General features: G+C 61.2%; 11 protein-coding genes. All 11 read left to right on the top strand.

All coding sequences use genetic code 11. The annotated features are described in order from the left end of the window. Window positions 1–34: 34 nt before the first annotated feature. The 11 genes from pap (at window position 35) to SC318_RS17800 (ending at window position 12,283) form a co-directional block, all read left to right on the top strand. Window positions 35–1,549: a polyphosphate:AMP phosphotransferase gene (gene pap / locus SC318_RS17850; RefSeq protein ID WP_320427872.1), complete on the top strand. Its 1,515-nt coding sequence runs from the start codon at window positions 35–37 to the stop codon at window positions 1,547–1,549. A 1,379-nt stretch (window positions 1,550–2,928) separates the two neighbouring features. Further along, complete coding sequence (locus SC318_RS17845) at window positions 2,929–4,113, top strand: thiolase family protein (protein ID WP_320427871.1); 1,185 nt, start codon at window positions 2,929–2,931, stop codon at window positions 4,111–4,113. A 496-nt stretch (window positions 4,114–4,609) separates the two neighbouring features. Then, the gene (locus SC318_RS17840) at window positions 4,610–5,119 is read left to right on the top strand and encodes a fimbrial protein (RefSeq protein WP_320427870.1); all 510 of its coding nucleotides are present in this window, start codon (window positions 4,610–4,612) and stop codon (window positions 5,117–5,119) included. Window positions 5,120–5,170: 51 nt separating this feature from the next. Then, window positions 5,171–5,731, top strand: a complete 561-nt coding sequence (locus SC318_RS17835) for a fimbrial protein (RefSeq protein ID WP_320427869.1) — start codon at window positions 5,171–5,173, stop codon at window positions 5,729–5,731. 20 nt (window positions 5,732–5,751) lie between these two features. Continuing rightward, on the top strand, window positions 5,752–8,355 hold the full coding sequence (locus tag SC318_RS17830; RefSeq protein WP_320427868.1) for an outer membrane usher protein: 2,604 nt from the start codon (window positions 5,752–5,754) through the stop codon (window positions 8,353–8,355). After that, the gene (locus SC318_RS17825) at window positions 8,352–9,113 is read left to right on the top strand and encodes a fimbria/pilus periplasmic chaperone (RefSeq protein WP_320427867.1); all 762 of its coding nucleotides are present in this window, start codon (window positions 8,352–8,354) and stop codon (window positions 9,111–9,113) included. Before SC318_RS17830 ends, SC318_RS17825 begins: the two co-directional genes overlap by 4 nt. Window positions 9,114–9,130: 17 nt before the next feature. After that, complete coding sequence (locus SC318_RS17820) at window positions 9,131–9,712, top strand: fimbrial protein (protein ID WP_320427866.1); 582 nt, start codon at window positions 9,131–9,133, stop codon at window positions 9,710–9,712. 10 nt (window positions 9,713–9,722) lie between these two features. Next, window positions 9,723–10,205, top strand: a complete 483-nt coding sequence (locus SC318_RS17815; RefSeq protein WP_320427865.1) for a fimbrial protein — start codon at window positions 9,723–9,725, stop codon at window positions 10,203–10,205. 43 nt (window positions 10,206–10,248) lie between these two features. Beyond that, a complete protein-coding gene (locus tag SC318_RS17810; RefSeq protein WP_320427864.1) occupies window positions 10,249–10,728 on the top strand; it encodes a fimbrial protein in 480 nt (159 codons plus the stop codon). Window positions 10,729–10,740: 12 nt separating this feature from the next. Continuing rightward, on the top strand, window positions 10,741–11,277 hold the full coding sequence (locus SC318_RS17805; RefSeq protein ID WP_320427863.1) for a fimbrial protein: 537 nt from the start codon (window positions 10,741–10,743) through the stop codon (window positions 11,275–11,277). 37 nt (window positions 11,278–11,314) lie between these two features. Then, the gene (locus SC318_RS17800) at window positions 11,315–12,283 is read left to right on the top strand and encodes a fimbrial protein (RefSeq protein WP_320427862.1); all 969 of its coding nucleotides are present in this window, start codon (window positions 11,315–11,317) and stop codon (window positions 12,281–12,283) included. Window positions 12,284–12,325: the final 42 nt, after the last annotated feature.

The following is a 12,325-nucleotide window of genomic DNA, read 5'->3' as shown; positions in this document are numbered from 1 at the left end:
GCTAGTCTTGAGCCATCTTGAAACGGAGCAGCCCATGTTCGAATCCGCCGAAATCGGTCACGCCATTGACAAAGACACCTTTGAGGCCGAAGTGCCCGCCCTGCGCGAAGCCTTGCTGGAAGTGCAGTACGAGCTGCAACAGCAAAAGCGCTTCCCGGTGATCATCCTGATCAACGGCATCGAGGGCGCCGGCAAGGGCGAGACGGTCAAGCTGCTCAACGAGTGGATGGACCCGCGCCTGATCGAGGTGCGCACCTTCGACCAGCAGACCGACGAGGAACTGGCGCGCCCACCGGCCTGGCGCTACTGGCGGCATCTGCCGGCCAAGGGGCGCATGGGGATTTTCTTCGGCAACTGGTACAGCCAGATGTTGCAGAGCCGGGTTCACGGGCGCATCAAGGACGCGCGTCTGGACCAGGCCATTGCCGGGGCCGAGCGTCTGGAAAAGATGCTGTGCGATGAAGGGGCGCTGATCTTCAAGTTCTGGTTCCACCTGTCCAAGAAACAGATGAAGGCGCGGCTCAAGGCGCTGGCCGATGACCCGCTGCACAGTTGGCGCATCAGCCCGCTGGATTGGCAGCAGTCGGCGACCTACGACAAGTTTGTGCATTTCGGCGAACGCGTATTGCGCCGCACCAGCCGCGACTACGCGCCGTGGCATGTGATCGAAGGTGTCGACCCCCATTACCGTGGGCTTACCGTGGGCAAGATTTTGCTCGAGGGCTTGCAGAACGCCTTGAAGCTGCCCAAGGGCAAGGCCAGCGGCATGAACCCGGCGCCCTTGATTGCGTCGGTGGACGAGAAAAGCCTGCTCGACAGCCTCGACCTGTCCCTGCGCCTGGACAAGGACGATTACGAAGAACAACTGATTACCGAACAGGCGCGCTTCTCCGGCCTGATGCGCGACAAACGCATGCGCAGGCACGCGTTGGTGAGCGTGTTCGAAGGCAACGACGCGGCCGGCAAGGGCGGGGCGATCCGACGCGTGGCGGCCGCGCTGGACCCGCGCCAGTATCACATCGTGCCCATTGCCGCGCCCAGTGAAGACGAGCGCGCCCAGCCGTACCTGTGGCGGTTCTGGCAGAAGATCCCGGCTCGCGGCCTGTTCACCGTGTTCGACCGCTCCTGGTATGGCCGGGTGCTGGTGGAACGCATCGAAGGCTTCTGCACCCCGGCCGACTGGATGCGCGCCTATGGCGAGATCAATGACTTCGAAGAACAACTGCGTGATGCCGGGGTGATCGTGGTCAAGTTCTGGCTGGCCATCGACAAGGAAACTCAGCTGCAGCGTTTCCAGGCGCGTGAAGAAATCCCTTTCAAGCGTTTCAAGATCACCGAAGACGACTGGCGCAACCGCGACAAGTGGGACGATTACCGTGCCGCCGTCGGCGACATGGTCGACCGTACCAGCACCGAAATCGCGCCCTGGACCCTCATCGAAGCCAATGACAAGCGCTGGGCGCGGGTCAAGGTACTGCGCACCCTCAACCGGGCGCTGGAAGACGCGTTTGCCAAGAGCGACAAGCACGACAAGAAGAAAAAGAAATAACCCTTCAAGGTTGATTGCGAATTGCTGGTCAACCACCGTCCAATGTGGGAGGGGGCTCATTCACTCAGGCCAGTTGATCGTTCCCATGCTCTGCGTGGGAATGCCTCTTGGGACGCTCCGCGTTCCGCCACCGCTGCACGTTTCGGCAATTGCGCACGGGTGACGCAGAGCGTCACGGGCTGCATTCCCACGCGGGAGCGTGGGAACGATCGTACGATCCTATTGTGAGTCAACCTAAATCAAATGTGGGAGGGGGCTTGCCCCCGATAGCGGTGGGTCAGCTGCGAATGTGCTGAGTGATACACAGCCATCGGGGGCAAGCCCCCTCCCACAGGTTGACTTCATTCACTCAGGCCAGTTGATCGTTCCCATGCTCTGCGTGGGAATGCCTCTTGGGACGCTCCGCGTTCCGCCAGCGCTGCCAGTTTCGGCAATTGCGCACGGGTGACGCAGAGCGTCACGGGCTGCATTCCCACGCGGGAGCGTGGGAACGATCGTACGATCGTATTGCCTGGCGCGTGTTACCTGACCACGCGAACCAAATGTGGGAGGGGGCTTGCCCCCGATAGCGGTGGGTCAGCTGCGAATGTGCTGAGTGATACACAGCCATCGGGGGCAAGCCCCCTCCCACAGGTTGACTCGTTCACTCAGGCCAGTTGATCGTTCCCATGCTCTGCGTGGGAATGCCTCTTGGGACGCTCCGCGTTCCGCCAGCGCTGCCAGTTTCGGCAATTGCGCACGGGTGACGCAGAGCGTCACGGGCTGCATTCCCACGCGGGAGCGTGGGAATGATCGTACGATCGTATTGCCTGGCGCGTGTTACCTGACCACGCGAACCAAATGTGGGAGGGGGCTTGCCCCCGATAGCGGTGGGTCAGCTGCGAATGTGCTGAGTGATAAACAGCCATCGGGGGCAAGCCCCCTCCCACAGGTTGACTTCATTCACTCAGGCCAGTTGATCGTTCCCATGCTCTGCGTGGGAATGCCTCTTGGGACGCTCCGCGTTCCGCCAGCGCTGCCAGTTTCGGCAATTGCGCACGGGTGACGCAGAGCGTCACGGGCTGCATTCCCACGCGGGAGCGTGGGAATGATCGTACGATCCTATTGTGAGTCAACCTAAATCAAATGTGGGAGGGGGCTTGCCCCCGATAGCGGTGGGTCAGCTGCGAATGTGCTGAGTGATACACAGCCATCGGGGGCAAGCCCCCTCCCACAGGTTGACTCATTCACTCAGGCCAGTTGATCGTTCCCACGCGTGGGAACGATCGTATAGACCGCCTACCGGCCTCATGCTTTTGCATCCATGCAGTGAATGATCATCGCGATCACCCAGGGCCCGCTCTATCCTCGGTTCACAACCACAAGATCGAGGTAGCCCCATGCGTGAAGTAGTGATCGTCGATAGCGTGCGAACCGGCCTGGCCAAATCCTTTCGGGGCAAGTTCAACCAGACCCGCCCTGATGACATGGCGGCCCATTGCGTCAACGCGCTGTTGAGCCGCAATGGTATCGACCCGACAACAGTGGAAGACTGCATCGTCGGCGCCGGCTCCAACGAAGGCGCTCAGGGCTACAACATCGGGCGCAATGTGGCGGTGCTGTCCCAACTGGGCACCGGTACGGCGGGCATGACGCTCAACCGTTTCTGTTCATCGGGCTTGCAGGCAATTGCCATCGCCGCCAACCAGATTGCTTCGGGGTGCAGCGACATCATCGTCGCCGGCGGCGTTGAATCCATCAGCCTGACCATGAAAAGCGTCAACACCGATCACCTGATCAATCCGCTGCTTACAGAGCAGGTACCGGGCATTTACTTCCCCATGGGCCAGACCGCCGAAATCGTTGCGCGGCGCTACCACGTCAGCCGTGAAGACCAGGACCTGTACGCCCTGCAAAGCCAGCAGCGCACGGCCCAGGCCCAGGCTGATGGCCTGTTCGACGATGAAATCGTGCCGATGGCGGTCAAGTACCGCGTTGAAGATAAAGCCACCGGCCAGGTGCAAGTGCTCGACGGCGTGGTCGACCGCGACGACTGCAATCGACCCGACACCACCCTGGCCAGCCTCAGTGGCCTCAAACCGGTGTTTGCCGAAGACGGCTCGGTGACCGCCGGCAATTCGTCGCAGCTGTCCGACGGCGCGTCGATGACCCTGGTGATGAGCCTGGAAAAAGCCCTGGCGCTGGGGCTCAAGCCCAAGGCGTTTTTTCGCGGGTTCACCGTGGCTGGCTGCGAGCCGGACGAAATGGGCATCGGCCCGGTGTTCTCGGTGCCCAAGCTGCTCAAGGCCAAGGGCCTGCAGGTGGCGGACATCGACCTATGGGAGCTCAACGAAGCGTTTGCCTCGCAGTGCCTGTATGCGCGCAATCGCCTGGGCATCGACAATGCCCGATACAACGTCAACGGCGGTTCTATCGCCATCGGCCATCCGTTCGGCATGACCGGGTCGCGGCAGGTGGGGCATCTGGTGCGTGAGCTGCAACGGCGCGATTTACGCTATGGCATCGTCACCATGTGCGTGGGCGGCGGGATGGGCGCAACCGGGTTGTTTGAAGCGGTGCGCTGAATGGTTTGACGGTTGCCGCGCGTGTCACAGGGGGAGCTTTGCTCCCCTTTCTTTTGTTTGCCGTTGCGCAGTATTCAGTACTCGGCGGCTAAATGCTTAGTTGCAAATCCTCCGCAAGTTTCATTGTTTTATAAGTGCCTGTAGTCATATTCTTACGGACATATCTGGCGCTGAATTATTAGCATTAACTTGCATGTAGTCCAATTCCTTCAGCCAATTTCAAAGTTTTGGCAAATTGCCATAATTTTCCTGCAAGCCTTTATATGCAAAGGCTACATCGTTAAAAGAAACAGCTGGCTTACTTCTTCAAGTGTGAAGCGGACACTTGCCCGGCGTTGAGCGTGGTCCTGAAATGCAATACAAAAAGTTGGAAAGGCAAGGCAGGAGCAACCCCTCGAAGCATTGGTCATACCGCTCTTTTAATCAGCCCGTGCCAACCGGTGGCAAGGCTTCTTAATGACACTTGTTAAGTGGGAAACTGTAGATGAAAACCAAAATGAAAACTGTGCTGTTGTCTGTCGGTCTGCTGGCGGGTTCGATGTCGATGGCGCACGCGACGGATGGAACGATCACGTTCCTGGGGTCGGTGCATTCAGGCGCTTGTTCCATCAAGCCTGACTCCGTTGATCAAACCGTTCGCCTGGGGGCGATAGCCAAGCATCAGCTGCAATCGGGTGGCAAGTCCGAGGCCCGACGCGTGCTGATCGAGCTGGAAGGTTGCGACCTGACCGGCCTGACTGACAACACCGTCACGACCACCTTCACCGGCGCGCCCTCCAACGCGGTGCCGGGTGCGATCGGTACGGTCGGCGGTGCGGGTGGCGTGGGCATCATGATGACTCACGGTGGCGCGCTGGTTAAGTTGGGGGAGCCGACCGCCCCGCAAATCATCGCCGTGGGCAATAACACGCTGGAGTTCGGTGCCTACGTACAAGGCGCCGCCACGGCCCCGATCATTCCGGGTGACTTCAGCGCGGTCACCAATTTCACCTTGGCTTATCAGTAAGTTTTTACCCCCGCCACTTGGTGTGGCGGGGGACGCTGACGGGAGATCCAGGTGAACACATTCATACGTCTGGCTATCGCCTCTTCATTGACGACGTTCATCAGCCCTTGCGTGGTTGCCCAGGCGTCCTCGCAAGGCGATGGGGTCGTGCTGCTCGCAGGTCAAGTGATTGACTCCGCCTGTGGGCTGGAACTGGCCAGTATCGACCAAACCATCGAGATGCCACCCGAACCGGTTGGCCGACTCTTGCGCAACACGCGGGGTGAAGACCATCCCTTCCAGTTGCGCCTGGTCAATTGCACGTTGACCCGTCCGGACCCGTCGCGCCCAGGTGAAACCCTGCCTGACTGGGAGCACATGCGCGTGACGTTCGATGGCCCCACCGACAGGGCCGGGCTGTCCTTCGCGGTCTTCGGCGCATCCCAGGGGGTTGCCTTGCACATTGTGGACGCCGCCGGTGAGGAAAGCCTGCCGGGGCAACGCATGGCCCCGGTGCCGCTGGCTGAGGGCGACATGACGCTCAACTACCGGTTTTACCTGGTCGGCAACGGCTTGCCATTGGTGGTGGGCGCTCACCGTGCCGCGGTGCGGTTCAAGTTGGAATACTTTTGAACACTGATGGACAGCCTTGCATGTTGAATACGTCGAAAATCAAAAATACGCTCCGCCCGGGACTGTTTGGCGGGTTGATGTCGCTGGCGGGCACTGCAATAGGCGCAGGCGATATCGAGTTCAATACCGACGTTCTGGATCTGAGTGATCGCACCAATATTGACCTGTCTCAATTTGCGCGCAGCGGATTCATTCTGCCAGGCACTTACTCGATGGCGGTGCAGCTCAATGCCCAGCCTTTGCCTGAGCAATCGGTGACATTCCATCCCCCTGATAACGATCCCAAAGGCAGCCAGGCCTGTTTGTCGCACGGTCTGGTCGAGCAACTGGGCCTGAAAGCATCCGAAGCCGGCAAACTTGCATGGTGGAAGGACGGCGAGTGCCTGGATATCGCCAGCTTGCCCGGCATGGAGGTCAGTGGTGATCTGGCCACCTCGACCCTGAGCATCAACCTGCCCCAGGCTTACCTCGAATACAACGCGCTCAATTGGGACCCGCCTTCGCGATGGGATGAAGGGGTGCCGGGGCTGCTGCTGGACTACAGCCTGACGGCGCAGTCCAACTACCAGAAGAACGACGGCCAGCGCAAAAACCTCAGTGGCAACGGCACCGTTGGCGCCAATGCCGGCGCCTGGCGCCTGCGGGCCGATTGGCAGGGCCGCGTGGAAGATGGGCGGCAGGAAGCGGCCGGGCCGCAAAAGCTGGAGTGGAGCCGTTACTACGCGTATCGCGCTATCCCGGCATTGAAGGCGCGCCTGGTGGTGGGGGAGAGCTACCTGTATTCGGACCTGTTCGACAGCTTCCGTTTCACCGGTGCTTCGCTCAACTCGGATCAGAGCCAGCTGCCGCCCAACTTGCGCGGTTACGCGCCGGAAGTTGTCGGGGTGGCCAAGACCAACGCGAAAGTCATCATCAGCCAGCAGGGCCGTGTGCTCTACGAGACCCTGGTGGCGGCGGGGCCCTTTCGCATCCAGGACCTCAATGATGCGGTGACCGGCAAGCTCGATGTGCGGGTGGAAGAACAGGACGGTTCGGTCCAGACCTTCCAGCTCAATACGGCCGGTGTGCCCTACCTGACGCGCCCGGGCCAGGTCCGTTACAAGCTGGCGAGCGGGCGGCCGTCCAATCTTCAGTACGGCTCCGACGGCGCTTTCTTCGGTACCGGAGAGTTTTCCTGGGGCGTGAGCAATGGCTGGTCGTTGTTCGGTGGCGGTATTGCCGATAACAACTATCGGGCGTTGTCCGTGGGCGCCGGTCGGGACCTGTTGGCGTTCGGCGCCGTCTCGCTGGACGTCACCCAGTCCCATGCCAACGTGTGGAACGAGACGCTCTCGGGTAAATCCTATCGCCTTCAATATTCCAAGAACTTCGAGCAGTACGACAGCCAGGTGACGTTCGCCGGTTACCGCTTTTCCGAGAAGAACTTCCTGAGCATGAGTGAATACCTGGATGCTCGGCATTACGGGTTGAACGGCGAACTCGGCGGACGTGGGGATTATCGCGACCCCAACGAGAGCTGGAAGCCGATCGGCGGCAGCAAGGCGCTGTATACGGTAACGCTCAACAAGCAGTTTCGTGACCTGGGCGCCACCGTCTACGCCAGCTACAACAAGCAAACCTACTGGGACCGGCCGGACACCCATCGCTGGAACCTGTCGCTGTCGCGCTATTTCAACGTGGGCTCGGTCAAGAACATGAGCCTGTCCCTGAACACGTACCGCACCCAGGAATATAACTACAGGGATAACGGCATGGCGCTGACGGTCAGCCTGCCGTTGGGGCGCACCGGCACGCTCTCGCTGGACGCCAGCCGAGCCGCCGGCAACAACAACCTTGCCACGCGCTACAGCGATCGTCTCGATGAGCGCAACAGCTACCAGCTCAGTGCGAGCGATACCTCGGCCAGCGGCTACCTGAGCCACATGGGCGACCACGCCGATATTGACGTGAGCGCCAGCCGACAGCAGGGCGGCTCCAGCAGCCTCAGTGTCTCTGCACGCGGCGGTGCGACGCTCACGGCTCAGGGCGCTGCGCTTCACCGAACCACCAGCACCGGCGGCACTCGGCTGATGGTCGATACGGCGGGCGTGCCCGATGTGCCGGTACGCGGCTATGGCGCGCCGACCCGCAGCAATGCCTTCGGCAAGGCGGTGATATCGGACATCAGCAGTTACCAGCGTACCGCCGCCAGTGTTGATCTGGAGCGCTTGCCGAGCAACGTCGAAGCCACGCGTTCGGTCACGCAGCTGACGCTCACCGAAGGCGCGATCGGTTATCGCTCGCTGGACGTGATTGCCGGTGAGAAGGCCATGGCGGTGGTGCGCCTGGCGGATGGCAGTTCGCCGCCCTTCGGCGCGACGGTGAAGAACCTCAAGCAACAGGACACCGGCATTGTCAATGACGGTGGGCATGTCTACCTCAGCGGCATCCAGGCCGGCGAACAGATGACCGTCAGTTGGGGGGGCGGCGAGCGCTGCGTGCTTACGCTGCCTGTCACCTTGCCTGCCGATGGCTTGACCGACGCCCTGCAACTGCGCTGCCAGGTGGTCGCCGCTGACTCAACCTTGCCCGAGCCCGCCGGGCTGACCGGCAAGCCTAACGATACGGAGAACACAGCTTCATGAAACCGACCACCTGTTCCACTTTTCCGGCCTTCGTGCTGTTGGCCCTGGGCGTGAGCCAGTGCGCCAACGCTGCGGTGGGCCTGGACCGTACCCGCGTGATTTTCGACGGCGGCAAAGACGCCACTAGCGTGAACATCACCAACAACAACACCCAACTGCCGTATCTGGCCCAGGGCTGGATCGAAGATGAAACCGGCACAAAAATCACCTCGCCGTTGATCGTACTGCCACCGGTCCAGCGATTGGAGCCGGGCAAGCAAAGCCAGGTGAAAGTGCAGGCGTTGCCGGCGGCCAAGTCGCTGCCGCAGGATCGGGAAACGGTCTACTACTTCAACCTCAGGGAGATTCCGCCGCGCAGCGACAAGTCCAACACCCTGCAGATTGCCCTGCAAACCCGGATCAAGTTGTTCTACCGTCCGCAAGCCATTGCGCCGAGTCAGCAGGACTTGTCCAACCCCTGGCAGGAAAAGCTGACGCTGACCCGTGAGGGCGATCAGTACCGGGTCAATAACCCGACGCCGTACTACGTGACCCTGGTGGATGCGCGCAGCAGCAAGGACGGCAAAACCGTGCCGGGTTTTGCCCCACTGATGGTGCCGCCCAAAGGTGCCTTGACCTTGGGCGCCACGGCCAGGGAGCTGGGTACAAGCCCCTATCTGGCCTATGTCAACGATTACGGCGGCCGCCCGCTGCTGGCGTTCTCCTGCAGTGGCGACACTTGCACAGTGAACCGGCAGGCCGCGCCGGCCAATGAGTGATGCTGCTGGAGAACGCCATGAAGTCGCAAAAAGTGAAGGTCCTGGGCGGCCTGTTGTGGGTCTTGGCGGCGGGCGCCCATGCCGAAGATGAAGAAGATATCGAGGGCATGAGCGGCATGCTGAACGTGCTCGGGTCCATGCATGAGTCGCCCTGCAGTCTGGACATGACGTCCCTGCACCAGACCGTCGACCTGGATGCCGTGTCGACCAGCCAGTTGCAACGCCCTGGCGACCAGGCGACCGCCAAAGCCTTTCAGTTGCGGTTCACCGATTGTCTGCGCACCGCCGGCCGAATACGCAATGAGCGTACGGGGAACCTGACCTGGAGTGCCTACCAACCGGTGCTGTCGGTCACGTTCAACGCACCCGCCGATGCCGATGATCCGCGTCTGGTCAGGGTACAGGGCATTACCGGCATGGGCCTGCAGTTGACTGATGCGCTGGGCCGTGACGTGCAGTTGGGCACGCGCGGCCAGCCGTTGTTTTTGCCCGTGGGCCGCAATACCCAGACCTGGAATGTGCGTCCCACGCGCACCGCCGCGCCGTTGACCAGCGGGGCATTCAGGGCCGTGGTGGATGTCAGGCTCAATTATGACTAAGGGTTCAACGATGGCTAAATCAATCGGCTTGATCGCCGGCGGTGTGTTGCTGGCGGTCAGCCAGGGCGTGCAGGCCCAGACCAGTTTGACCATTCGCGCAGTGATCATCGCGCCCCCGCCGTGTGTCATCAACGGTGGCAGCACGCTCGATGTGCCGTTTGGCAATGATCTGCTGACATCACGGGTCGACGGAGTCAATTACCGTCGCGACGTACCGTATACCGTCACCTGCAGCGCCCCGTTCAGCAACGCGTTGACCCTGGAACTCAAGGGCACAGGGGCATCGTTTGACAGCCGTTCACTGGCGACCCGCAAGGCGGACCTTGGGGTAAAACTGTTTGTGAACGGCGCTGACTGGCCGCTGAACACGGCGGTGAACTTCACCTATCCCAACTTTCCCGTGGTGCAGGCAGTGCCGGTCAAACGTGCGGGCAGCAAGCTGACCGGCGGAGCCTTCGATGCCACCGCGACCCTGGTGGTCGACTACCAATGATAGCGACCCATACAACGGCGACTGATAACAAGAGGAATGACCCATGAGAGCTTGGCAGCCGCGAGCGTTGTTCGCCCTGTGGGCCATCGGCCTGTGCAGTGGCGCGTCGGCCAACGTGACGTTCAGCGGCACGTTGAATGAGCCGCCCCCTTGCACCATCGACGCGGGCAACACCATTGAAGTCGACTTCGGCGATGTCGGGGTAAAGCGCGTCGATGGCGTGAGGTATCGCAGAGGGGTCGGCTACGCGATCAACTGCGGCACCGACACGCTGCCCTGGCAATTGAAGTTGAGTGTCAACGGCACCCCCACCGCGTTCGACGCTGCAGCCGTGCAGACCAGCGTGCCCGCGCTGGGCATCCGGCTGTTTCAGAACAACCGGCCGTTTTCACTCAACACGCCGCTCACTATCACCCTGTCGTCACCGCCGACATTGGAAGTGGTGCCGGTGCAACAGCCCGGTGCAACGCTGCCGCCCGCCCGATTCACGGCGGTGGCCACGTTATTGGCCGAATACCAGTAGGGAGCTGAATCGATGCGATATCAACGGGTTCAAAAGCACGGCCTGGCGCTGCTGTTCATCGTCGGCCTGATACCCATGGGGTACGCGGCGGACAACCTGAGTTTCAAAGGCAATCTGGTTGAAGAAGCCTGCACCCTTCGCCCCGGCGACGAAGCCATCGCGCTGGAACTCTGGGACCTTACCAGCAAGCACCTCTATCTCAACACGCGCTCGGTGGGTAAGCGTTTCAAGCTGCACCTGGAGGACTGCGATACCACGATCGGCAACTCAGTGACCATCACGTTCGGCGGCGCGCAGAACAGAGAGCTTCCCGGTTTGCTCGCACTGGACGCGGGCAGCGGCGCCTCGGGCATTGGCATCGGCATCGAGACGTTGGGCGATAAACCCTTGCCCCTCAATACCGTCAGCGACAAGCAGGTGTTGAGCGACGGCAGCAACGCCATTGAACTCAAGGCGTATGTGCAGGGCGAGCCGACCGCCCTCAACAATCAAACCATCGGGCACGGTGCGTACACGGTGACCTCCACTTTTACCCTGGACTATCCATAGCGCTTGTCTGGGTAGAGCAGAGCAACGAGAGAACAAGATGAAACGACTATTTGGCGCCTTGGCGCTTCTTGTATCGGCCGGTGCCAGTACCGTTGTGTCAGCCGCCGATTGCCGCGTGAATGGCGGGGGATGGGTGCATGTAGGGGCGGGCGGCACGCTGAATCTGCAGGTGCCTGTCACGGTGCAACCGGGTTCGGACAACTCCCGTATCTTCCTTGAGGGCGCGCGGTTGGAGTGCCGGTTCACGCCGGGCCAGCCTTATCCGACGTTCATGGACTACTGGAGGACCGCGATTCAGGCCGGTGCTCCGTGGACGCCCGGACCAAAATTTGCCAACCAGGGCACAGGCTTGCGAATCAGCGGTGCCTACCTGAACACACCGGTACCGTATGACATCCATTTGGCGGGCATGCCCAATAACGGGGTGGGCGTGCCCATTGATGTAACGCCCTACATTCTGATACGCAACAACCCGACGAACCCTATCGACGTTCGAATAGGAGACAATCTCGGCGTGCTGCGCCTGCGTCAGACAAACAACTACAACACCAGCAGCACGCTCCTCGCGCTCACCTACATCGCCGCCAATAACTTTTCCGTCTCGCCTTCAACCTGCACGATCAACAACAACAACCCCATCGAGATCAACTTCGGCAACGTGCACCAGCGTGCCATCGGCACCGACCCGCTGACGTCTTCCGTCGTCAGCAACCGCAGGCTCACCTATTCGTGCCCGGATGGCGGGATCAATACACCGATCACCATCACCTACAAGGGTACCCGCACCGCGTTCGATTCACGCCTGCTGCTGATGACCAATGCCGACGTGGGCACGGCCCTTGTGCGCGGGGGCGTTCCCGTACAGGTCAACGGCTCGTTCCTGACCCGCATCACCAACAGCACGGGCGCGGACGACGTGACGTTTTCCCTGGTCCGGCGAGCGGGCTCGTTGCCGGCCGCCGGCCCCATCACCGGCAGCGGGGTGCTGGTGATGGGCGTGCCCTGAACACGGTGATACCCAAAGCCCACTGCGTGCCCCTAGAATGCC

Origin of the sequence: Pseudomonas sp. MUP55 (assembly GCF_034043515.1) — a bacterium.
Lineage (GTDB): Bacteria > Pseudomonadota > Gammaproteobacteria > Pseudomonadales > Pseudomonadaceae > Aquipseudomonas.
This window is presented reverse-complemented; position numbering and strand designations above follow the sequence as displayed.

Coding starts and splice junctions, on each gene's coding strand:
- SC318_RS17800 (WP_320427862.1), top strand. CDS start 11,315: ATGAAACGACTATTTGGCGCCTTGGCGCTTCTTGTATCGGCCGGTGCC.
- SC318_RS17820 (WP_320427866.1), top strand. CDS start 9,131: ATGAAGTCGCAAAAAGTGAAGGTCCTGGGCGGCCTGTTGTGGGTCTTG.
- SC318_RS17845 (WP_320427871.1), top strand. CDS start 2,929: ATGCGTGAAGTAGTGATCGTCGATAGCGTGCGAACCGGCCTGGCCAAA.
- SC318_RS17840 (WP_320427870.1), top strand. CDS start 4,610: ATGAAAACTGTGCTGTTGTCTGTCGGTCTGCTGGCGGGTTCGATGTCG.
- pap (WP_320427872.1), top strand. CDS start 35: ATGTTCGAATCCGCCGAAATCGGTCACGCCATTGACAAAGACACCTTT.
- SC318_RS17805 (WP_320427863.1), top strand. CDS start 10,741: ATGCGATATCAACGGGTTCAAAAGCACGGCCTGGCGCTGCTGTTCATC.
- SC318_RS17830 (WP_320427868.1), top strand. CDS start 5,752: ATGTTGAATACGTCGAAAATCAAAAATACGCTCCGCCCGGGACTGTTT.
- SC318_RS17810 (WP_320427864.1), top strand. CDS start 10,249: ATGAGAGCTTGGCAGCCGCGAGCGTTGTTCGCCCTGTGGGCCATCGGC.
- SC318_RS17825 (WP_320427867.1), top strand. CDS start 8,352: ATGAAACCGACCACCTGTTCCACTTTTCCGGCCTTCGTGCTGTTGGCC.
- SC318_RS17815 (WP_320427865.1), top strand. CDS start 9,723: ATGGCTAAATCAATCGGCTTGATCGCCGGCGGTGTGTTGCTGGCGGTC.